Origin of the sequence: Paraburkholderia sp. NMBU_R16 (genome assembly GCF_013282575.1) — a bacterium.
Classification (GTDB): domain Bacteria; phylum Pseudomonadota; class Gammaproteobacteria; order Burkholderiales; family Burkholderiaceae; genus Trinickia.
In genome coordinates, this window is the sequence record NZ_JAAAYE010000071.1 from 1 (window position 1) to 20,727 (window position 20,727).

Genomic DNA, 20,727 nt, shown 5'->3' on the forward strand with positions numbered 1-20,727 from the left:
ATGACGGGGGACTGCTCGGCGCGGCGTGGCGGCAGCGGTTCCGGGCTACGCCCTTCACCGCTGCCGCCACGCCAGTACTCTCATCCTGATTGACGCGCTGCTCTCATCTTGTTTGACGCGCGGCAGTTCAGCAGGGCTCGAAGCGCTTCGCCGAGCCCATGGCAACTTGTCGGCTGCCTCAGTACCCTCGGAGCAGGCTGAAAGTCGCGAGCAGTTGATTAAAATCGCATGTGGGAACGATGGGGTAACGGTGTTGCGCGCGTTGTCTCGGCATTGGGAAACGCTGATCCACGGTGCATCGCTTCGCAATGTCTTGAATCTCGCCGCGGAACAGAACGGCGCAACGAAGCTGGCATCCCTGGCAGACCTCGTGGATTCGGGCTACAGCTACACAGAGCTAGCAGGTGCGATGAAGGAGCACAGCTCGGCAATACTTGAGCACCTTAGCGCTGCCCACGGCAAACTGCCGGCCGGCTCGAACTCGGAGGAGGCTCTCGCCCTTAGGGAGCGGTTGCTCGCGATCGCACGCAGAAAAGATGGCGTGACCGTGCTGAATGCGCTTTCTGAACACGGTCAAATGCTGTCCAAGGTTGCAACGGCGGAGCGAATCCTTGACGTCGCGGAGCGGCCGCAGGGCGCAACGGACCTCGTTACACTGGCCAATATGCACCACGCTCTCGCCGAAGATCTCATGCAGAAGGTGCGCGACGCGGCACGACCGCACTGATCCACGGTGTGGAACTCCGCAATGGCGTCGATTGCCGACGGCATCGCAGTACCAGAGAGCGAGCGCGTCGTCTGCGTGCCGCGGCACGACACAGCCTGGACGAGTTGACGCCCGCTTTCGGCCACGAGGCGTGGGGCACTTCGGCACGGGTCGCGGCGGCGACCGCATCGGCGAAACGCTGCAGCGATGCGATCGAGCCGCTCACGCTGTGATAGGTCTCGTTGCCGATGCGCGCATCGAGCAACACCTGCAGGCCCGCCCGCGCGGCCATATCGAGCATATTCATTATCGGTCTCCTCGCACGCCTGATCGGCATCCGCGATTGAGGCCTATTGTCATACCTTCGGTTGTATCGGACTGTGCGAGGCCGAACGAACCGGATGTCCCGTTGCCTCGCTTCAAGAGCGAGCGGGCACCACACCGCCCCACGGCGGAGCGCATGAGACGCTTTACGTCACATCCCCATGCGCCGCTTGCCCACTCGCAGCGGTGCGAAGCGGCTGAACCGTTCTTTCTTGTGTTCTTCGTCGAAATGCAGTTGCGCCGGTTTGACGAGATCGCTACGCGCCACGATCCCGATGAGGCGCAGCGACTCGCGATCGGCCACGACCGGTAAGCGCTCGAGACCGTGAACGGCGAGGCGGGTTGCGACGAGGCGGCAGGTCTCGCTGGCAAGCGCGACGGGTGGGGTATTGCGCGCGATCGCATCGCCGAGCGCAGTGCCCCTCTTCACGGCCGCCTCGCCTTCGACGAGCGCCGTCAGCGCCACGCGATCGACGACACCCACGAGACGTTCGCCGCGCACGACCGGATAGGCCCGATGCGTCTGGCTCGCACCGAAAAACGTCTCCAATGCGTCGTGCACGGGCATCGCGGCATCGATCGTCTTGACGGTCCGCGTCATCACCTCATCGACGAAATGACGCTCGAGCGGATCGACACCGTACTCGCGATAAATGTGGTAGCCGCGCCTTGCGATTTTCTCGGTCATGATCGAACGTCGCATGACGACCGTCGTGAATCCATGCGCGAACAGCGTCGCGGTGAGGAGCGGCAAAAACGCATTGCTGTCGTGCGTCAGGCCGAATGCGAAAACGACGGCGGTCAGCGGCGCGCCGAGGGTTGCCCCTAGCGTCGCTGCCATTGCCACGAGCGGCCATAACGCCGGTTCGTTGCCCGGCAGCACCTGACCGAACACGATGCCCAGGCCGGCACCCAGCATGAGCAGCGGTGCAAGCACCCCGCCCGACGTGCCCGAGCCCAGCGCAACGACCCAGGCGATCGCTTTGACGACGAGAATGGCAAGCGCGACCTTTACTGCCAAATGCTGATGCAGGAGGTCTCCGATCACATCGTAACCGACGCCAAGCACGCGAGGCTCGATGAAGCCGCCGATGCCAACGACGAGCCCGCCGAGTGCGGGCCACCACATCCAGTGCAGCGGCAGCTCGCCGAAGAGATCCTCGGTCTTGTAGAGCGCCATCGAGAGCCCGCAGGCCAGCGCACCGCAGGCAATGCCGAGAATCGCGCACGATAGAAGCGAAATCGCATTCGGTTGCGCCGTTTCGAGCGGGAAGAGCGGACCTGAACCGAGCCACGCCGCGCGCATGAAACCCGCGACCGCGCAGGCGAGCGCGACAGGCAGGAAGCTGCGGGGGCGCCACTCGAACAACAACAGCTCGACCGCGAGCAGCACGGCTGCAACGGGGGTGCCGAACACGGCAGTCATGCCTGCGGCGGCCCCCGCGACGAGCAGAGTCTTGCGCTCGGCGGCCGTCACCTTGAAGCACTGCGCGAGCAGCGAACCCAGCGCGCCACCGGTCATGATGATCGGGCCTTCGGCGCCGAACGGCCCACCGCTGCCGATCACGATGCCCGACGAAAGCGGCTTCAATATCGCCACTTTCGGCGACATCCGGCTCTTGCCGAAAAGAATGGCCTCGATCGCTTCAGGGATGCCGTGCCCGCGGATTTTCTCGGAGCCGAAGCGCGCGATCATTCCGACGACGAGCCCACCTGCGGCCGGAACGAGAATCACCCAAAGCCCCAGCGTATTGTCGGCAGGCGGCCGATCGGCAAACGAGAAGGCGCCGAAGAAGAACAGATTCGTGAAGAGGCGAATCAGGTTGAGCAGGACATACGCCGCGATGGTACCGAGCACACCGATGGCAGCCGCAAGTGCGCAAATGCCGGGCAGTCGTGCATTGGAAGAGAAGTCCCGCTTATGTGTGTCGATGCTCATCGGATATGTGACTTCAAAGGTCGATTTGCGGCACGCTGAACGTGCCTTGTAATGACTTCAGTTCGGCTTGATGCAGCGCGGCCAGCCGCACGAGAATGGTTTCGCCCGCTTTGAGCAAATGGACTTCCACTTGCCGACGGTCGATCTCGCTCGGCTTGCGCTTGACGAGCCCGATCGCTTCGCAGCGCGAAACGAGCGCGACCACGCCGTGATGCTGCGCCTGCAGCCGCTCCGCCAATTCGCCGATGGTCGCCCATTCGCGGCCTGGATACCCCTTGATATGAAGCAGCAGCAAATACTGCAGCGGCGTAATGCCTTCGTTTTGCGCAGCGCGCTCCGAAAATCGCTCGAAACGGCGCATCTGGAAACGAAACTCCGAAAGCTGCTCGAAGTCGGCTTTGGCGAGCGCGCGGGAAGCAATGGTTTTCATGGTCGGCAGAGCGAAAAGGTGAACGCGAAATTATATCGCATTGTGATATTTCGGCTCTGGCCCGGGCTTGTGGCAAGGGGGTGACGCGCATGTTGCTCCGCCTTATGCCGATTGCAAGCGCCGTGTCTGCGTCTGGCGGTGCAGCCCGCCGATCAGGTCGGACTGTGTGATCATGCCGACCAGGCGCTGATCGTCGTCGACGACCGGAATGTGATGATGGCCGTAATGCGCAAAAAGCGGGATCAATTGGGCGACCGCAACCGAAACATTAACCGTGCAGACCACCGATGTCATCAATTCGGCTACGCGGCGGCCCGCCGCCTCGTCCCGACGCCACCATCCGAAGCGTGCGTTGCGCAGGCGCCGCAGCCCGAACGAGGTGCGGCCAACGAAATCCGTGCGCGTGACGATGCCGACGACACGTCGTTCGTCGTCGATGACGGGCAGCGCCTTGATGCGGTGCCGTTCGAGCAACCGCCAGGCTGCCGCTGCGGTGCTATCGACCGTCATCGTCAGGACGTCGGCCGACATGATCTGCGCGCAGGTCATGTCGCTGAAGCTGCGCGCGTACGCCAGCAGCTGCGCTTCGCGTAAGAGAGACTGTAAGTCGTCCGTGGCCACATCGATGAGCTCGCCTTGCTGGCGCACGATCGCTTCGATGTCGGCGCGTGTCACACCGGTGCCGCCTGTATCGCTTGCCGCCTGAGCTTGAGCGCTCGCCCGGCGCACATGCGGATAGCGATGCCGCGTCAACGTGTGATAGGCGATGGCAGCAGTAAGGAGTACGAACGATTGCAGCCCGATCGGCTCGAGCACGAATCGAAAACCGAGCGCATGAACGGCGGGGCCGCCGAGTACGGCCGTCAGCGCGGCCGCGCCTGACGGCGGATGGACGCAGCGCAGCGCGAACATGGCGCAGGTGGCAGCCGCCACGGCGAATGCGGCCGCGACGATCGGGTCTCCAAACAAGCGGCTCGCCAGCACGCCGAGCGTGGCAGCCACCAGATTGCCGCCGATGAACGACCACGGCTGCGCAAGCGGGCTCGCGGGTACGGCAAAAAGGAGCACAGCGGAGGCACCCATCGGGGCCACCAGCAGCGCAATGCGTCCTTCGCCGCCAAGCAGCCAGTGCATGCTCGCTCCGGTCACGGCGATGCCGACGAGCGCGCCGATGCACGAGCGGACGCGTTCGCGCCAGGGAACCGAGACGGGATGCGGGACGAAGGTGAGCAGCCAGCGGGCGAGAGCGGGATGAAGCACGTTGCGTTTTGTTTTGTCTGATCGAAATCGAAGCGACGTGCGGCAACACGTGCCGGCTCGTCGCGAGCGGGCAGCGATTATATCGCGCCGTGACATATCGTCACGTATCGGCCATCGGCAGCGATGCGCGAATACAACGGCCGGCCAGCGCAGGATCGGCAAAACGTTAATTGGCTTTCAGGGCCAGGTCGCGCCGTCGCAAAAGAGTTCGGTGCGGTTTTCGGCGGGAATCGGCACATCGGCGAGCGCGGCGGCTTCGCGGTAGAGCGCGGTTTGATTGATCTGCGCGGCGATGGCTGCGTCGTCGGCGCCAGCGGTTGGCCCACCGCGCAGCAGACGCCAGCGGCGATATTGAGCGAGGAACCAGCGGCCGTCGGAGACGCGCGGGTAGTTGACCGCGCCGCTGTCGAAGAACGCAACGGGCAGGGGCGGTTTGGCGAAGCGTACGCCGCCGTCGCGGCCGGCAAGGCGCGGCGCGATGAGCTCGCCCGGCACGTCGAGCGCATCGGCCTTGGCAAGCCAAGGCGCGATTTCCTCGCGGTGCGAGGGGGCGTCGACCCATCGGCACGCTTCGAGCATCGTGCGAATCAGCGCGCGCGCCGTATTGGGGTGATGCGCGACGAAGTCACGCCGGCATGCGAGCACTTTCTCGGGATGGTTCGGCCAGATTTCGCTCGTCGCGGCAACGGTCTGACCGGCCCCGCGCGCCTCGGCAAGGGCATGCCAGGGCTCGCCGGCGCAAAACCCATCGAGCGTGCGCCGCGCCAGCGCATCGACCATGCGAGGTGGCGGGATGACGACGCTCTCGATGTCCTCCAGCGGATGCACGCCTTGTGCCGCGAGCCAGTAGTAAAGCCACATGGCATGCGTGCCGGTCGGGAAGGTTTGCGCGAACACGGGGGCGCGACCCAGCGTGGCAAGCGCCGACTTCAGACTGCCGGTTTCGTCGAGTGCTTGCGCGAGCTGCGTGGACAGCGTGATGGCCTGCCCGTTGCGGTTCAGCACCATCAGTACCGCCATGTCGGCTTGCGGGCCGCCGATGCCGAGTTGCACGCCATAGACGAGGCCATACAGCGCATGCGCTGCATCGAGCTCGCCCGAAAGCAGCTTGTCGCGCACGGCAGCCCACGATGGCTGGCGGCACAGCTCGAGCGTGAGCCCATGATGGTGGCCGAATTCGAGCACCTTCGCGGCAACGAGCGGCGCGGCGTCGGAAAGTGCGACGAACCCCAGCCGCAAGTGAGTTTTTTCGAGCGCACCGGGCGAGTGGGGGGCGCTGGCGGCCAGCGTATCGGTATCCATGTCTACCTCGAAGAGTCGGCCGCGTCGACGAGCCGTCGAGCGATTTCGGCGAGCCGCACGCCCGCGTCCATCGCGCGCTTTCGGAGCGTGGCATAGGCGTCGTGCTCGGACATCTGGCCGCGCTCCATGAGAAGCCGTTTGGCCCGATCGATGGTCTTGCGCTCGGCCAGTTCGCCTTCGACCTTGGCGAGGCGCTGGCGCAGCTTCTCCTCGTGGGCGAATCGCGCGAGCGCCACTTCGAGAATCGGTGCAAGCCGCTCGGGTGCGAGACCTTCGGCGACGTAGGCGGTCACGCCCGCGTCGACGGCCTCGCGAATCAGCTGCTGGTTCGCGTCCTGGCTGAACATCAGCACCGGTCGCGGCGCGGCCTCGTTCATGACGGCGAGATGTTCGAGCGTATCGCGTGAAGGCGATTCGGTATCGACGATGATGACGTCGGGCCGCTCGCGCTCGACGACCTTCGGCAGCGCCTGCGGCGTGGCCGCCTCGGCGAGCATCTCGTAGCCGAGGCGCGCGAGCGCCTCGCGCATCTCGCCGATGGGCTTGTCGGTGTCGGTCACGAGGAGGATGCGCAGCATCGTCGAGCTCACGCAGCAGCAGGTGCTTTCATCAGTCTCTTGATTTCCGGTACGCAGGAGCCGCAGACGGTACCGCAGCCGAGCGTCGATTTCAAATCGTCGAAGCTGGCATGCGCGCCGACGGCCTGTTCGATCTGCGTTTGCGTCACCTGTTTGCAATTACAGACGATACGCGCGCGTGGGGCAAGCGAGCGCAAGGCATCTTCGCCGCCCGGCAGGAAAATCGTGTGCCGGGGACCCGGCCACGGTGCCAGCGAGCGGATCTGCTCGATGAAGGCGCGCGCGCCGCTCGTGTCCCCCGTCAGCAGGAACCCGTCGAGCATGTTACCGCTCCAGGCGACGCGTTGTTCGCGCCCACGCCGTGGATCGCGATATTCGAGCAGGTCGTCGCCGCGCGGGAGTCCCAGCGCATCGTGGAGCTTTTCGACCCACTCGGAATGCGCGACCGAGTCGGCCGCCGAGACGACGAGCAGATTTTCGTCTTCGATGCGCACCGACGCATAGCGGCGCTCGGCCAATAGCGGCTGCACCGCAGCGCGCAGCGCGAGCGTGTCGCCTCGCTTGGCCGCAACGACGCGCCACGGCAGGTCAGGAACTTCGATCCGGACGGCGGCATGCTTCAGTTCCGGCTGAGCCGAATGAGGATCGACCGCGGCGATCGTCGCTTCGTTCGCACCGCCGCTATTGAGGTACTGGCCGCTCCAGTGCATCGCGGTGAACAGCGTGCCCGAGCGCAGGTCGTCCGACGTTTCGACGGGCAATACCACTTTGCCGCGACGGCTCGCCACGGCTACGAGATCGCCGTCCTTGAGCCCACGCCGGGTGGCATCTCCACGTTGCATGACGACGGTGGCCTCGGGCGCATGCGCGAAGAGGGCATCGGCGCGACCCGTGCGGCTCATGCCGTGCCATTGATCGCGCAACCGACCCGTGACGAGGCGAAACGGATAGCGTGCGTCGGTGGGTTCGGCAACGCCCAGGTACGGTGTCGGATGAAACTGCGCGCGGCCGTCGGCCGTCGCAAACACACCGTCGGTATAACGGCGTGCCAAGCCCTCATCGGCGCCCGCAACGAACGGCCATTGCTTCGGCCCTTCGTCTTCGAGCAGCGCGTAGCTGAGCCCGCCGATATCGAGATCGCGGCCGATCGTCAGTGCCCGATGCTCGTCGAAAACGGCTTCCGGCGACGAATAAGGAAATAGTGCGGACTCCGAAGCGATGCCTTCGGGCTCGCCCTCCCGGCGCTGGGTCCGGCTGGCAAGGCGGCCTTCGAGGCGCCGTGCCACTTCGGCGGCGATCCACCAATCGGCTCTTGCATCGCCGGGCGCTTGGACGGCGGCTTGCACGCGCGAAATGCGCCGTTCCGAGTTGGTTACCGTGCCCGACTTTTCTCCCCAGGTCGCCGCAGGCAACAATACGTCGGCGTACGGCACGGTGTCGGTTTGGACGAACGCTTCCTGAACGACGACGAACTCGGCCTTCTCGAGCGCTTTTCGCACGCGGGCGATGTCGGGCATCGAATGAACGGGATTCGTGCAGGCAATCCAGACCGCCTTGATACGGCCGTCCGCGATGGCGTCGAACATATCGACGGCTGGCAGACCGGGGCGGGCGGACAATCCTTTCACGCCCCAAAGCGCCTCGACTTCGGCCCGATGTCCGGCATTGCCGATGTCGCGATGCGCGGCGAGCATGGTCGCCATGCCTCCCACCTCTCGCCCACCCATGGCGTTCGGCTGCCCCGTGAGCGAGAACGGACCCGCGCCGGGTTTGCCGATCTGCCGCGTGGCGAGATGCAGGTTGATCAGTGCCAGATTCTTGTCGGTGCCGTGACTCGACTGGTTGAGCCCCATGCAGTAAAGCGAAAGTGTGGCAGGGCTCGTCGCAAACCATTCGGCTGCACGGATCAGGTCTTCCTCGGCGATACCGCATACGCTGGCGGCCGTGCGCGGCGAATATTCGCGTACGAGCGCTTTGGCATCGAGAAAACCGTTCGTATGCGCTTCGATGAAGTCGCGGTCGATCAATCCTTCCCAGATCAAGTGGTGCAGCATGCCGTTGAAGAGCGCCACGTCGGTGCCGGGCTGAATGGCCAGATGCATGTCGGCGAGCGCGGCCACGTCCGTGCGGCGCGGATCGACGACGATCCAGCGCACCGCCGGGTTCTTCGCCTTGGCGTCCTCGAGCCGGCGAAACAGGACGGGATGCGCGTAGGGCATATTGCTGCCAGCGAACAGCACGGTTTCGGCGAGCTCGAGATCTTCGTAGCAGGTGGGTGGCCCATCGGCGCCCAGTGCTTTCTTGTAGCCGGTCACGGCGCTCGACATGCAAAGCCGCGAATTCGTGTCGATGTTGTTGGTGCGGACGAGGCCCTTCGCGAGCTTGTTGAAGACGTAGTAGTCCTCGGTCAGCAACTGGCCGGAGATATAGAACGCGACGGCGTCGGGTCCGTCGCGCTCGATGATCTGCGCGAAGCGCGAGGCCACGTGATCGAGTGCGCTATCCCAGTCGGTCGATTCGCGCCGCGCATTGCGCATCGTCCGCATTTCCGGGCGCAGCGCGCGGCCGCCGGTGCCGGCTACCGTCAGCGGCAGCGTCCGGCCTTTCGTGCACAGGCGCCCGAAGTTCGCCGGGTGATCCGGATCGCCCGCAATACCCGTGATGCGGCCGTGCTCGGCTTCGATCAGCACACCGCAGCCGACGCCGCAGTAGCAACAAGTCGAGCGCGTGACGGTTTTCATCGCGGCAGCGCTCCCGCTCATGCGATCGAGAGGTATACCGCCTCGCCGTCGACCTTGACGGGAAAGCGCCGCGCGCACCCTTCGTCGGGCGCGCGCGCCTCGCCGGTTGCGAGTTCGATGTTCCAGCTGTGCAGCGGGCAGGTGACGGCTTTGCCGTGCACGATGCCTTGCGAAAGCGCGCCGCCCTTGTGCGGGCAGTGATCGAGCAGGGCGAAGACCTCGTCGTCGGCCGTGCGAAAGATCGCGATATCGCCGTCGGCACGCTTGAGCACACGGCTGCCGAGCCGCGGAATGTCGGAGACCTGGCAGACGTGAGTCCAGTTGGGAAGGGACAAGCGATCCATCATCAAATCCTCAATTGACAACCGTAAGCGGAATGTATTCGCGCTCTTGCGCGCCTTCGATACGCTCCTGCCACGGGTCGGGCAGGCCCTCGAGCGAATAGAGCAGGCGTTCGTAGAGCGCCTGGCGGCTCGCCGCATCGTCGACGATCTTGCGCTTCACGTAATCGAGCCCGACGCGATCGAGATAATGCACGGTGCGATCGAGGTAGTGCGCTTCCTCGCGATAGAGCTGCAGGAACGCACCCGTGTACTCCTTGACCTCGTCGGGCGTCTTCACTTTGACGAGGAACTGCGCGACTTCCGTCTTGATGCCGCCGTTGCCGCCGACATAGATTTCCCATCCACTGTCCACCGCAATGACCCCGACGTCCTTGATGCCCGCTTCGGCACAGTTGCGCGGGCAGCCCGAGACGGCGAGCTTCACCTTGTGCGGCGACCACATGTTGGCCAGCATGGTTTCGAGATCGATACCCATCTGCGTACTGTTTTGCGTGCCGAAGCGGCAGAACTCGCTGCCGACGCAGGTTTTCACGGTGCGGATCGATTTGCCGTACGCATGGCCCGACGGCATGCCGAGATCGCGCCAGACGTCGACCAGATCTTCCTTTTTGACGCCGAGCAAATCGATGCGCTGACCGCCGGTCACCTTCACCATCGGAATCTGGTATTTATCGGCGACATCCGCGATGCGGCGCAACTCATCGGGCGTCGTCACGCCGCCCTTCATTTGCGGCACCACCGAGAAGGTGTTGTCCTTTTGAATATTTGCGTGCGCGCGTTCGTTGATGAAGCGGCTTTGCGGATCGTCGACGGCTTCGTGCGGCCATGTCGAGATCAGGTAATAGTTGATGGCCGGGCGGCAGCTCGAGCAGCCGTTCGGCGTGCGCCATTCGAGGAAGTCGTAGACGTTCTGGTGAGTGAGCAGCTTGTTCTCGCGAATCGCTTTGCGGACCTCGTCGTGCGTGCGTTCCGTGCAGCCGCACATCGCCTTGGTCTTGGGCGTTTCCTGAAAACTCGTCCCCACCGTACTCATCAGGATCTGCTCGACGAGCCCCGAGCAGGATCCGCACGAACTGGCCGCCTTCGTGTGCTTTTTGACGTCGTCGAGCGTGAAGAGGCCCTTCTCGGTGATGGCCTTGACGATCGTGCCCTTGCACACGCCGTTGCAGCCGCAGACTTCGTCGCTGTCGGCCATCGCGGCCGCGCGGTTATGACCCTGCACGCCGCCGTCGCCAATGCTCGACTCGCCGAACATCAGCCGATCGCGCAACTCGCCGAGCTTGCGTCCTTCGCGCAACAACTTGAAGTACCACGCCCCGTCGGCCGTATCGCCATACAAGCAGGCGCCGACGAGGCGGTCGTCCTGAATCACGAGCTTCTTGTAGACGCCGCTCGAAGGGTCGGATAGCACGATCTGCTCGGTGTCCTCGCCGCCGATGAAGTCGCCCGCGGAAAACAGATCGATCCCGGTGACCTTCAGTTTGGTCGAGAGCACGGAGCCTTTGTACGTGCCGATGCCCATCAGCGCGAGATGGTTCGCGCAGACCTTGGCCTGTTCGAAAAGCGGGGCCACGAGCCCGTAGGCGATGCCGCGGTGGCTCACGCATTCGCCGACGGCGTAGATGCGCGGGTCGTAGGTCTGCAGCGTGTCGTTGACGACGATGCCGCGGTTGCAATAAAGGCCTGCCTGTTCGGCAAGCGTCGTGTTCGGCCGAATGCCGGCCGCCATCACCACGAGGTCGGCCGGGATTTCTTCGCCGTCCTTGAAGCGCACGGCGGCCACTTCGCCGGCCTCGTTGCCGACGATCTCGCTCGTCGCTTTTTCGAGCAGGAAGGTGAGGCCGCGTGCTTCGAGCGAGCGCTGCAGCAGTTTGCCGGCTTGGGTGTCGAGCTGGCGTTCGAGCAACGTGGAGGCGAGGTGCACGACGGTCACTTCCATGCCGCGCAGCTTGAGTCCATTGGCCGCTTCGAGGCCGAGCAGCCCGCCGCCGATCACGACGGCATGGTGTTTCACGCTGGCCGCGTCGATCATCGCCTGCGTATCCTGGATATCGCGGTAGGTGATGACGCCCTTCAGGCCGGCGCCCGGCACGGGCAGGATGAACGGTTGGGAGCCGGTGGCGATCAGTAGCCGGTCGTAGGGCGCTTCGGTGCCGTCTTCCGCCACGACGAGGCGGCGCTTTCGATCGATGCGCGAAATGGCTTTGCCGAGGTGCAACTGAATATCGTTCTTCGCATACCAATCGAGCGGGTTCAGCACGATGTCGTCGAACGATTGCTCGCCGGCGAGCACCGGCGAGAGCAGGATTCGGTTGTAGTTCGGATGCGGCTCGGCGCCAAAGACCGTGATCTCGTACTGATCGGGGGCAAGCGCGAGTAATTCTTCGATCGTGCGAATGCCGGCCATGCCGTTGCCGATCACGACGAGTCGTGGCTTGTTCATCGATTGGACTCCTTCTCAAGCGTGTGGCGTCGCAGCGTCGTTGCCCGACCAAAAATCCGAACCCGAAAACAAACGGCGTCCACCCGTGCCGATGCACGAGGGGACGCCGTTGTCCTAATCCGTTGGCGAAACGCGGCAAGGGTGCCGCATCGCATCATGTCCTACTGCGCCCGACACCGTTGCCAGGGCGCGGGCGGAGTAATGCAAAGGCTATGCCAGCGATGCGAAACGCACGGCGCATATTGGGTTTGCGCGCTATGGCGCACCGCACGCACTGTCTCGGGGCACGGAAAGCCCGGGGCTATTGCACCGCAGCAGTGCAGCGGTGCCCACGCATCGCACTCCTTCGGCGCGGCAGATTCGGCTTCGGTGCGCTCGCCCACCACAATGGGGGGTCTTCGGCGTCTATAATTCGGAGCCTCATCCCGTGCTTGCGCGCGCCGGTTCGCGATCGAAGCGGCGTATCGCTATTGTGCGGATCAGGACCTGTCAACGTAGGGACGTCCAGACGAAAGGAGGTTTGATATGACTATCAGGATCGGTGACGAAGCACCGGATTTCACCGCTGAAACGACAGAAGGGCCGATCAAGTTTCACGAGTGGATCGGCAACAGCTGGGCCATCCTGTTTTCTCACCCGAAGGACTTCACGCCGGTTTGTACGACGGAGCTCGGCTATATGGCGCGCCTGAAGCCGGAGTTCGACAAACGCAACACGAAGATCATTGGCCTCAGTGTCGATCCGGTCAGCGACCACAAGAATTGGGTGGGCGACATCGCGGAGACGCAGGGCTATCCGGTCAACTACCCGCTCATCGGCGGCGAGGACCTCGAGGTCGCGAAGCTCTACGACATGATTCATCCGAATGCGAGCGGCGGCACGCGCACGGCGGCCGACAACGCCACGGTACGCTCGGTGTTCATCATCGGCCCCGACAAGAAAGTGAAGGCGATGCTCGTCTATCCGATGAGCGCCGGGCGCAATTTCGACGAAGTCTTGCGCTTGCTCGACGCGCTGCAACTCAACGCGGCGCATTCGGTGGCCACGCCTGTGAACTGGAAACCGGGAGACGACGTCATCATTCCCACTTCGGTATCGGATGAGGACGCGAAGAAGAAGTACCCGCAAGGGTTCAAGACGCTGAAGCCGTACCTGCGGACGGTGGCTCAGCCGAAATAAACGGCCTTCGCTTGGATTGCGGCATGCGGACGTTGTCCGGTCCACATGCCGCCGGCCGGACCCGCACGCGCGCATGCGGCTGATGCGGCCCTGGCGGTTGGACGTTAGCGGTTCAACCGCTTCATGGCCTCGGATTCCATTGCCGCTTGCCATTCCTCCGACGCTTCCGTCGGATCCATTTCGTCTTCGATGGAAAACTGCGCGCGCTCTGCCGCGAGACGGGTGGTATCGAAATCGGGATCGAAATCGTCGTCGACGTCGTCTTCCAGCGGCGGCTCCAGCATGTCGCGCAGCATCGCTTCGAGTTCCGGCGTCTCCCAGGGCTTGCCTTGCTGCTTCCGCATTTTGATGTAGTGGCGGATTTCAGCATCCTGTTCTGGAGTCAAGGGGAGCCCGCGAAACGTCCGGTTCGGGTCGAGATCAGTCATGGCGGCTCTCCAGCGATGGTGCTGAAAGTGTAGCGCCGTTGAATGCGGTCCGGCTATCGGAAAATTGGCGAGCGGTGAAGCGCTGAAGCGCTAACTCCGGCACGCAGTCAAAAAGGCGCGCAGTCTCGCGTCCCACGCGGCATCGCGCAAAGGCACATCCGCGGCTACCGTCTGCCGCATATCCCGATCGAGATGAATTGCGCGCAATGTCCGGGCATCGACGGGTTTTCTGAAAAACCGGCCTTCCGCATCGAGAAAAAGGCAGGCCTTGCCGCGATAGCGTGCGCCCCGGATCGAGGTGGCGTCGAACACGTGGCGCGCCGATTCCTTTGGATACACGAAAATCACATTGACGCCGCTCGCCTCCAACTCGTCGCATGCGTCCGAAAACCGGTACAGCATCTGAAAGCCCCGCTCGCCGGCGCGCCCCATGCCGATAACCACCAGACCGTGCGCACCCATCACATCGCGCAATAAACGATGCGCATATTCCTGGGATGTCAACCACGCACTCGCGTCGATCACGATGGTCCTCGGATATCCGGTCAAAAATACAGACCCCATGATAACGCAACCGTCATATTCTCGACGGTTGCGTAATTTTGACCGCGTCGGCCCGACGCTTCGTCACGCCGCGCTCAGCGAATCCCCGACCACACGCACGTGCTCGCCGATCTGGAAAGCGGGCTGCGTCGGATAGCTGAAGTTGCGGTAGCTGCCGTCTTGCATCCGGACCTGCACCTGATAAGTCGTGTTCTTGCGCACGGCGTGTTCGATGCCGTTGCCCGCGAGACCGCCGCCGACAGCGCCCGCTATCGTCGTCAGCACGCGGCCTCGGCCGCCGCCCACCTGGTTGCCGAGCAAGCCGCCCGCAATGGCGCCTCCCACGGCGCCGATACCGGTGGTCTGCTCCGGCGTCTGCACTGTATTGATTGCGACGATCTCACCCGCGCTCGGATCGATTGCCGCCTGCCGCGTTTGCGAGCCGTTGCCGTATGCATTCTCGTTCGCGGATGAAGGCGCCGGTCGCGCGATATGGTGGTGCGGCACACGCGGCACGCTGGGCTCCGCACGCTGCGTCGATCCTTGCGCGATCGCGGTGTTCACGGCCGCCACGGGCATGCTGGCGCCCGTCAGCGCCGAGGAGGCGACCTGCTCGGGCGGCGGCGCCGTCACCGCACGCGAGGTGGGCAAGAGTCCCGTCATCGCGGCGATGCCGGTGGCGCTGACGAGCACCACGGCGACGGCGGCTGCCGCGATGAGCGGGTGGATGCGGCTGCGTTGCGGGAGGTCGGTAGGCAGATTCGTGTTCATGTGAGTCTCCAAAGGGATTGCCTGAAAAAACGCCGCATCGACCCCTCCGGTGGACCGTAGATCGGTGACATTTGTAAGCGTTTGTAGTACCGCATCGCTGACGTCCGAGTTGTCCACAGTTTCTGTGAATGTCTTTGTGGATATCGGCGGGAAACGCACCGCAACCCTTTGAGCCGATTCGATTTTGCGGCGCGGCATACGGCTTGGGCGAGAACGGCGTCGATCGGACGTTTTCGTAGCGTCTGACAACGACCTCGACAACGGCTACTGATTTGGCGAGGGCGATGCGTTTCGGATGGCTCATAGAATCGTCTTGACGGTCCATCGCATGTGGTCACGTGCGGCATGGGCTTTGTGTCGAGACTCATCGTCAAGGAGCGTCATCCATGAAGAGACTCCCAGCGCCTTTTCGCATCAAGATGGTCGAAGCGGTTCGCGAGACGACACAGGCCGAGCGCGAGCAGGCGTTGAGTGTGGCAGGCTACAACCCGTTCCAGCTACGCGGTGAGGACGTCTATATCGATTTGCTGACTGACTCGGGCACCGGCGCCATGAGCGACCGTCAATGGGCAGCCATGATGCAGGCCGATGAATCGTACGCGGGCTCGCGCAGCTATTTCCGCCTGCAGGAAACCGTTGCGCGTTTATTCGGCTATGCGTACATGGTGCCGACCCATCAAGGCCGCGGGGCCGAGCACGTGCTTTTCCCATGCCTGGTCGAGCGCGCGCGTGCGACGCGCGGTGCGACCGATCCCGTGTTCATTTCGAACTATCACTTCGACACGACGGCTGCGCATGTGGAACTGACCGGTGCACAGGCGTTGAATGCGCTCACACGCCGTGCTTTCGACACGGCATCGTACGATCCCTGGAAGGGCAATTTCGACCTCGATCGAGTCGAGACCTTGATCGAGATGCATGGCCCTCGCAATGTCGTGGCCATCGTCACGACGGTCACTTGCAACAGCAGCGGCGGCCAGCCCGTGTCGCTCGCCAATATGAAGGCGGTCTACGAGCTTGCTCAGCGCCATGGCATTCCCGTCGTGATCGATTCGGCAAGGTTCAGCGAGAACGCGTTTTTCATCAAGTCGCGCGAAGCGGATTACGCCAATGCGTCCATTACGGAGATCGTTGCGCAGATGTATCGCTGCGGCGACATGCTGACGATGTCGGCCAAGAAAGATGCCATGGTCAACATCGGCGGGCTGGTCTGCATCCGCGAAGATCGCGAGCTGTTCGATGCGGTGCGCTCGCGATGCGTGCTGATGGAGGGATTCGTCACTTATGGCGGCCTGGCCGGGCGCGACCTCGAAGCCATTGCGCAAGGACTTGTCGAAGCAGTCGATGAAACGTTGCTCGCCTATCGCGTGGCGCAGGTCGAACGCTTGTATTCCCGTCTCGACGAAGCGGAGGTACCCGTGCAGCGTCCATGCGGTGGCCATGCCGTATTCGTCGATGCGGCGCGCATGCTGCCGCATGTTCCGGCCGAAGCGTTTCCCGCACTCGCTCTCGCGAACGAGATCTATGTTTCGGGCGGTGTACGGGGTGTCGAGATCGGCTCACTGTTGCTCGGCCGCGATCCGAAGACCGGCCGGCAGAAACCCTCGCCCTTCGAACTGCTGCGCCTTGCCATCCCGCGGCGCACCTATACCAACGATCACATGGACTACGTGGCGGACGTGCTCATCGCTGCGAAGGGCCGGGCGGCCGGGCTGCGTGGTTACGCGTTCGAAGAGGAGCCGCCTACGCTGCGGCATTTTCTCGCGCGCTTTCGTCCGTTGACCTAACACTTATCTGCGAAGTTTATTCCGGCCGCCCTCCCGGGAATTGCGTCGGTTGTTAAACGAACGCCTACGAAATTGGGTCGCCGCTCTGGCTATGTCAGCACATATTCTTGATTCCAGCGAAGCGGGGCCGGCGGAGCCGTAGATATCGAACGCGAACAGACTACGGTTCGAGACTACGGAACTCCGTACTTCGCAGCGGTGAGATCCTCTATGTGGACACGGTCGGAAAGCGTCGCCGACGATCCTCAACAGTTCTCAAATGGCCGCCGATAGTCAGATTTGTTGAATATGTGGTGTAGGTGCTTCTCTATAGTGGTGCAAATGCACTCGGTGTCAGGTCCGTGGTGCCGCTCCCCCGCGGCGCGAGATCGATTCATCGCATCTGCACGCGGTCGCGCGGCGTCGCACCGACACCTGTGCATCAACGAGGAGTTGCACGATGTTTCCGGCTCTCTATTTTCCGCTGGTCGCGGCGCAGGCAATGCGCTGTACGCCTGCGGCGTTTCTCGACAAAGTGCGCGAAGGCAGCTTGAATGCGGCGAGCGCGTACGCGAACCGCTGGGCGGACGACGATCCTCAGGATGCGGATCTGCCTTGGCTTTTGCAATTGCACGCGGACATGCTCAGCACGCTCGGCATCGGGGACGAAGCCGAGGAGCAATATCGACGTTCGCAAAAGCTGCTTCGCGCACCGCGTCAGGCCATGCGCGCGACCTCTTGCCGCAACGCAGGCTGGCAGGCGCTCTTTCGGCACCGTCTCACGACGGCGCTGTCATGTTTTGCGCGTGTCATGGAGGAAACGGGAATCGATCCGCTGCAGGTGTTCGACGCCCGCTTCGGCATCATCTGCGCACTGCATCAGCTCGGCCACGCGCGCGATGCGCTGAATCTGCTCGAAGAACTCGGTGCCTTCGTCGAGTCGCTGCCCGAAACTGACGGGCAACGGCTGCAGGATATCGTGACGACGCTGCGCTATGACCTGGCCGTGCAGCGAGAGCTGCGGGGCGCCGATCCGCTTGGCGATCACGTGTACTGGCATTCGGAAGCTCCCGAGGGCATGGCGGGCGCAGCCGATCCGAGCGAGGCGATTTCCGCGCGCGAGAGCGCCGCATTGCGCGTGAGTGCGCCGCTCTTGCGACAGCGCATCGATTATCTGCGCGATGTGCGTGCGCTCGTGCGCGGCGAACGTTCCGCGATGGAGGGGGTCACGCGGCACCTCCAGTGGGCCCAGCAAGCGGGGTTGCACGAGTATGTGCGCACTACGCGCCTCGAGACCGTGCTTGCCGCGCTCGCATGCGGGGCGCCGCAGCTCGCGGAGACACTGATCGAGCCGCTGCATCGTCTCGATCATGCAACGTCGACCGGCCACCGGCAGCTCGAGTATCTCTACTGCGTTTCGAAGCTGCGGCAGGTTCAGGGTCGCGCACCGGAATCGATGCAGTTCTACAGCCGCTACGCGTTGTTGTCGATGCAATGTCTGCGCACCGATGCGCATGCGATCGCGCCATTCGTCAGCCGCACGACGCGTCGCGCGCCCCAGCTCGACGACGTTGGGGCCCGGTTGCCGGCCAAGTACCGTCGCGCCTATCGATATATGCAGGAAAACCTCGACCGTGCCGATCTCTCGGTGCGCGAGCTCGCCATCGAAATCGGCGTGACCGAACGAGCGTTGCAAACGGCATTCAAGAACTTCCTCGGTTTGTCGCCGACGGAGCTGATCCGCCGGCAGCGCATGGAGCGCATTCGCGCCGAACTCGAGGATCCGTTCACGAGCGAGCGCAATATCCTCGGTGCGGCCAATAAATGGGGTGTGCAGAATCGCTCGACGCTCGTTTCGAGTTACCGCAAGCAATTCAACGAGGCGCCGTCGGAAACGCTCGAACGCTAGCGCCCGTCATTCGCGTACATTCGCACAAGCAGAACTCGAGTCGTTTCCAATTGTTTCGCGTTTTGGCGATATCTTTCGCGCGCCGCAGGGAGCGGCGCGCCAAATTCGGGGATGATCCAGCATCGGCTCGTTGCCGTACTACGCAACCTCGATCGCTCCATCCATGATGATTCGCTCGAATATTTCAGGGATTCGCCATCAAGCACGTTCCGCGTGTGCCGAGTTCTCGCCGCGCGGCGCGCGGCGGATCTCGTTGGCCACCTGGGGCGCCATGCAATGCGCCGCCTTTGCGTGCGCGATGAGCTTTTCGCCGCGCGCGCATGCGACCGACTGTTTCGATGCCGCTGCCGCTTATCAGCACGTCAATCCCATGGTGCTGCGCGCCATCGCCTGGCAGGAGTCTCACAACCGTGCCGATGCCACGCATGTCAATGCCAACGGGTCGGTCGATTATGGCGTCATGCAGATCAACACGATTCATCTGCCGACGCTCGCCCGTTACGGCATCGGGCGCGAGGCGCTGATGTCGCCGTGCAAGAATATCTATATCGCAGCCTGGCAATTGCGGCGGCAGATCTTGAAGTACGGCAATACCTGGGCCGCAGTCGGGGCTTATCATTCGGCCACGCCCGCGTTGCGCGATCAGTATGCGAAGCAGATCGCGGGCATCCTGCGGCGCTGGGGTGTGCTGTCGGAGAAGCGCGAAACCGAGTTGGCTGTGGATCGCAGCACGCAGCATTCCGTCGATTGATCGCGCTTAATGCCCGCGAGACTGCGCCCTGGTCGAAACGCATATCGATTCCGCATAAAAAAGTTGCAAGCGCAACGAACCGTGTATGCGTTACCGAGCATCAATCGTCGACTGGGGAACCGTGCGTTCGAACACGCTCTTCGATTCCCGTACGGATATCGGCCAGCCTTTTGCCGATGATCTCGATCACTTCCCGATGTTCGCTGTTTGCCGGGACTTGCATCTCCTCCTGCAGTATGCCGTCGAGACGCAAGAGGGTCTCGTCGCGGAAGCTCGGCCACGAGCCCGCTGGCGCGATATGCGGCGACCCAAGGCACTCGGCGATAGTGAGCACGGCGCGTAAGCGGCGGGGCAACATCGTCATGGAATCTGAGGGCGCTTCAACTGCTTCGAGTATGTTGCGTACCGTTTCCTTCACCCACGCGGGATCGGTAGATGAATCTGTCGTAGTGAGCTCTTGCGCGGCGATTGTCGCGCGCTCGCCGGGTTTGATATGTTCTCGCGCGTTCTCCCATGCCGATATCGCATGGGAGAAGGCGCTACGCTCTGAGTCCGTCGCCCGCTGCGGATCGGCGGTCTCCCGGCCTTGTTCAGCAACCACGTTGCCAAGACGCAGATACGTCTGGAATCGAGTATTCGTCTCGGGCCGTTCGCCGTCGACATTCGGGAGCATATGAAGGTCTTCAGCGAGCGCCGTGATGGCACTCGCGCGCTGTATGGGGCTCTCCATGCGACCTGAACGTCCCTCTATTTCCGTTAAGAGATCACCGAAACGTTCGAGCAGCGCGGCGGCGTCGTTTCCGACGTCCGTCAGTTCACGGCGGACGACGCTGCCCATCGGCTCCTGGCGTCTCGACGCAAGAGACCGGATGTTCGTCCGCTCCGTCGGCTCGTCGGCGCGGTTTGGAGCCGGCTGTGCGCCTGGCGCGGAGAATTTCGCCCGCTGCCCGGTCCCGGCGCCGTCGGCGCGACTGGGAGCGCCGGCGAGGCGCGGATTCAGTGGGCGTACCGTTTTGCCGCTCGAACCGGGAGGGTTGGTCGAGGGCGCGGGTGCCCCTGAAGCGCCGGGAATGCCAGGTCCGCTTCCAATGCCTCGTATGTCGGTCATTTCGTTCTCCTATCTTCTACGAAATCCTAGAATGGCACGTTGTGATTCACTATCTATTCGCGAAGTACCGTCGTGGCATGCCGCGCGTCAAACAAGATGAGAGCAGCGCGTCAATCAGGATGAGAGTACTGGCGTGGCGGCAGCGGTGAAGGGCGTAGCCCGGAACCGCTGCCGCCACGCCGCGCCGAGCAGTCCCCCGTCATCG

18 protein-coding genes are annotated in these 20,727 nt (G+C 63.4%); 5 read left to right on the forward strand and 13 right to left on the reverse strand.

What is annotated here, in order from left to right:
• The first annotated feature begins 250 nt into the window (after positions 1 to 250).
• On the forward strand, positions 251 to 727 hold the full coding sequence (locus GWC77_RS24250) for a hypothetical protein (protein WP_173261115.1): 477 nt from the start codon (positions 251 to 253) through the stop codon (positions 725 to 727).
• Here GWC77_RS24250 and GWC77_RS24255 read toward each other — a convergent pair.
• The 9 genes from GWC77_RS24255 to nirB form a co-directional block, all read right to left on the reverse strand.
• The gene (locus GWC77_RS24255; protein WP_173261113.1) at positions 690 to 1,013 is read right to left on the reverse strand and encodes a hypothetical protein; all 324 of its coding nucleotides are present in this window, start codon (positions 1,011 to 1,013) and stop codon (positions 690 to 692) included. The two genes, GWC77_RS24250 and GWC77_RS24255, sit on opposite strands and share 38 nt — an antisense overlap.
• Positions 1,014 to 1,181: 168 nt before the next feature.
• Positions 1,182 to 2,969: a chloride channel protein gene (locus GWC77_RS24260; RefSeq protein ID WP_173261117.1), complete on the reverse strand. Its 1,788-nt coding sequence runs from the start codon at positions 2,967 to 2,969 to the stop codon at positions 1,182 to 1,184.
• A gap of 13 nt (positions 2,970 to 2,982) precedes the next feature.
• Positions 2,983 to 3,399, reverse strand: a complete 417-nt coding sequence (locus GWC77_RS24265; protein WP_173261119.1) for a MarR family winged helix-turn-helix transcriptional regulator — start codon at positions 3,397 to 3,399, stop codon at positions 2,983 to 2,985.
• Positions 3,400 to 3,501: 102 nt separating this feature from the next.
• Positions 3,502 to 4,659: an HPP family protein gene (locus GWC77_RS24270; protein WP_367949095.1), complete on the reverse strand. Its 1,158-nt coding sequence runs from the start codon at positions 4,657 to 4,659 to the stop codon at positions 3,502 to 3,504.
• Between the two features lie 177 nt (positions 4,660 to 4,836).
• Positions 4,837 to 5,961, reverse strand: a complete 1,125-nt coding sequence (locus GWC77_RS24275; protein ID WP_173261123.1) for a CmpA/NrtA family ABC transporter substrate-binding protein — start codon at positions 5,959 to 5,961, stop codon at positions 4,837 to 4,839.
• A 2-nt stretch (positions 5,962 to 5,963) separates the two neighbouring features.
• Positions 5,964 to 6,539, reverse strand: coding sequence for an ANTAR domain-containing response regulator (locus GWC77_RS24280; RefSeq protein WP_173261125.1), 576 nt, complete (start codon positions 6,537 to 6,539; stop codon positions 5,964 to 5,966).
• 8 nt (positions 6,540 to 6,547) lie between these two features.
• Positions 6,548 to 9,280, reverse strand: coding sequence for a nitrate reductase (locus tag GWC77_RS24285; protein WP_173261127.1), 2,733 nt, complete (start codon positions 9,278 to 9,280; stop codon positions 6,548 to 6,550).
• Between the two features lie 17 nt (positions 9,281 to 9,297).
• Positions 9,298 to 9,624 (reverse strand): nitrite reductase small subunit NirD, encoded by a 327-nt coding sequence (gene nirD / locus GWC77_RS24290; RefSeq protein WP_173261148.1) that lies wholly within the window; start codon positions 9,622 to 9,624, stop codon positions 9,298 to 9,300.
• A gap of 10 nt (positions 9,625 to 9,634) precedes the next feature.
• The gene (gene nirB, locus GWC77_RS24295) at positions 9,635 to 12,067 is read right to left on the reverse strand and encodes a nitrite reductase large subunit NirB (protein WP_173261130.1); all 2,433 of its coding nucleotides are present in this window, start codon (positions 12,065 to 12,067) and stop codon (positions 9,635 to 9,637) included.
• Positions 12,068 to 12,592: 525 nt separating this feature from the next.
• Between nirB and GWC77_RS24300 the strand changes: the two genes are divergently transcribed.
• On the forward strand, positions 12,593 to 13,246 hold the full coding sequence (locus GWC77_RS24300) for a peroxiredoxin (protein WP_173261132.1): 654 nt from the start codon (positions 12,593 to 12,595) through the stop codon (positions 13,244 to 13,246).
• 104 nt (positions 13,247 to 13,350) lie between these two features.
• Here the strand turns inward: GWC77_RS24300 and GWC77_RS24305 are convergent, their stop codons facing one another.
• The 3 genes from GWC77_RS24305 to GWC77_RS24315 form a co-directional block, all read right to left on the reverse strand.
• Complete coding sequence (locus tag GWC77_RS24305) at positions 13,351 to 13,674, reverse strand: hypothetical protein (protein ID WP_173261134.1); 324 nt, start codon at positions 13,672 to 13,674, stop codon at positions 13,351 to 13,353.
• 90 nt (positions 13,675 to 13,764) lie between these two features.
• On the reverse strand, positions 13,765 to 14,238 hold the full coding sequence (locus GWC77_RS24310; protein ID WP_173261136.1) for a hypothetical protein: 474 nt from the start codon (positions 14,236 to 14,238) through the stop codon (positions 13,765 to 13,767).
• A 63-nt stretch (positions 14,239 to 14,301) separates the two neighbouring features.
• Entirely contained in the window at positions 14,302 to 14,988 is a 687-nt protein-coding gene (locus tag GWC77_RS24315) for a glycine zipper 2TM domain-containing protein (protein WP_173261138.1), read from the reverse strand.
• Positions 14,989 to 15,374: 386 nt separating this feature from the next.
• On the opposite strand from GWC77_RS24315, the gene GWC77_RS24320 reads away from it, so the two are divergent.
• From GWC77_RS24320 to GWC77_RS24330, 3 genes are all read left to right on the forward strand, one after another.
• Positions 15,375 to 16,775, forward strand: a complete 1,401-nt coding sequence (locus tag GWC77_RS24320) for a tryptophanase (protein WP_173261140.1) — start codon at positions 15,375 to 15,377, stop codon at positions 16,773 to 16,775.
• Between the two features lie 439 nt (positions 16,776 to 17,214).
• Positions 17,215 to 18,663, forward strand: coding sequence for a helix-turn-helix transcriptional regulator (locus GWC77_RS24325; protein ID WP_173261142.1), 1,449 nt, complete (start codon positions 17,215 to 17,217; stop codon positions 18,661 to 18,663).
• Positions 18,664 to 18,961: 298 nt separating this feature from the next.
• Positions 18,962 to 19,414: a lytic transglycosylase domain-containing protein gene (locus tag GWC77_RS24330; protein ID WP_254367141.1), complete on the forward strand. Its 453-nt coding sequence runs from the start codon at positions 18,962 to 18,964 to the stop codon at positions 19,412 to 19,414.
• Between the two features lie 100 nt (positions 19,415 to 19,514).
• On the opposite strand, the gene GWC77_RS24335 is transcribed toward GWC77_RS24330, so the two are convergent.
• Complete coding sequence (locus tag GWC77_RS24335; protein ID WP_173261146.1) at positions 19,515 to 20,252, reverse strand: hypothetical protein; 738 nt, start codon at positions 20,250 to 20,252, stop codon at positions 19,515 to 19,517.
• Positions 20,253 to 20,727: the final 475 nt, after the last annotated feature.

Coding starts and splice junctions, on each gene's coding strand:
- GWC77_RS24255 (WP_173261113.1), bottom strand. CDS start 1,013: ATGAATATGCTCGATATGGCCGCGCGGGCGGGCCTGCAGGTGTTGCTC.
- GWC77_RS24260 (WP_173261117.1), bottom strand. CDS start 2,969: ATGAGCATCGACACACATAAGCGGGACTTCTCTTCCAATGCACGACTG.
- GWC77_RS24265 (WP_173261119.1), bottom strand. CDS start 3,399: ATGAAAACCATTGCTTCCCGCGCGCTCGCCAAAGCCGACTTCGAGCAG.
- GWC77_RS24275 (WP_173261123.1), bottom strand. CDS start 5,961: ATGGATACCGATACGCTGGCCGCCAGCGCCCCCCACTCGCCCGGTGCG.
- GWC77_RS24280 (WP_173261125.1), bottom strand. CDS start 6,539: ATGCTGCGCATCCTCCTCGTGACCGACACCGACAAGCCCATCGGCGAG.
- GWC77_RS24285 (WP_173261127.1), bottom strand. CDS start 9,280: ATGAAAACCGTCACGCGCTCGACTTGTTGCTACTGCGGCGTCGGCTGC.
- nirD (WP_173261148.1), bottom strand. CDS start 9,624: ATGGATCGCTTGTCCCTTCCCAACTGGACTCACGTCTGCCAGGTCTCC.
- nirB (WP_173261130.1), bottom strand. CDS start 12,067: ATGAACAAGCCACGACTCGTCGTGATCGGCAACGGCATGGCCGGCATT.
- GWC77_RS24300 (WP_173261132.1), top strand. CDS start 12,593: ATGACTATCAGGATCGGTGACGAAGCACCGGATTTCACCGCTGAAACG.
- GWC77_RS24305 (WP_173261134.1), bottom strand. CDS start 13,674: ATGACTGATCTCGACCCGAACCGGACGTTTCGCGGGCTCCCCTTGACT.
- GWC77_RS24310 (WP_173261136.1), bottom strand. CDS start 14,238: ATGGGGTCTGTATTTTTGACCGGATATCCGAGGACCATCGTGATCGAC.
- GWC77_RS24315 (WP_173261138.1), bottom strand. CDS start 14,988: ATGAACACGAATCTGCCTACCGACCTCCCGCAACGCAGCCGCATCCAC.
- GWC77_RS24320 (WP_173261140.1), top strand. CDS start 15,375: ATGAAGAGACTCCCAGCGCCTTTTCGCATCAAGATGGTCGAAGCGGTT.
- GWC77_RS24325 (WP_173261142.1), top strand. CDS start 17,215: ATGTTTCCGGCTCTCTATTTTCCGCTGGTCGCGGCGCAGGCAATGCGC.
- GWC77_RS24330 (WP_254367141.1), top strand. CDS start 18,962: ATGAGCTTTTCGCCGCGCGCGCATGCGACCGACTGTTTCGATGCCGCT.
- GWC77_RS24335 (WP_173261146.1), bottom strand. CDS start 20,252: ATGGGCAGCGTCGTCCGCCGTGAACTGACGGACGTCGGAAACGACGCC.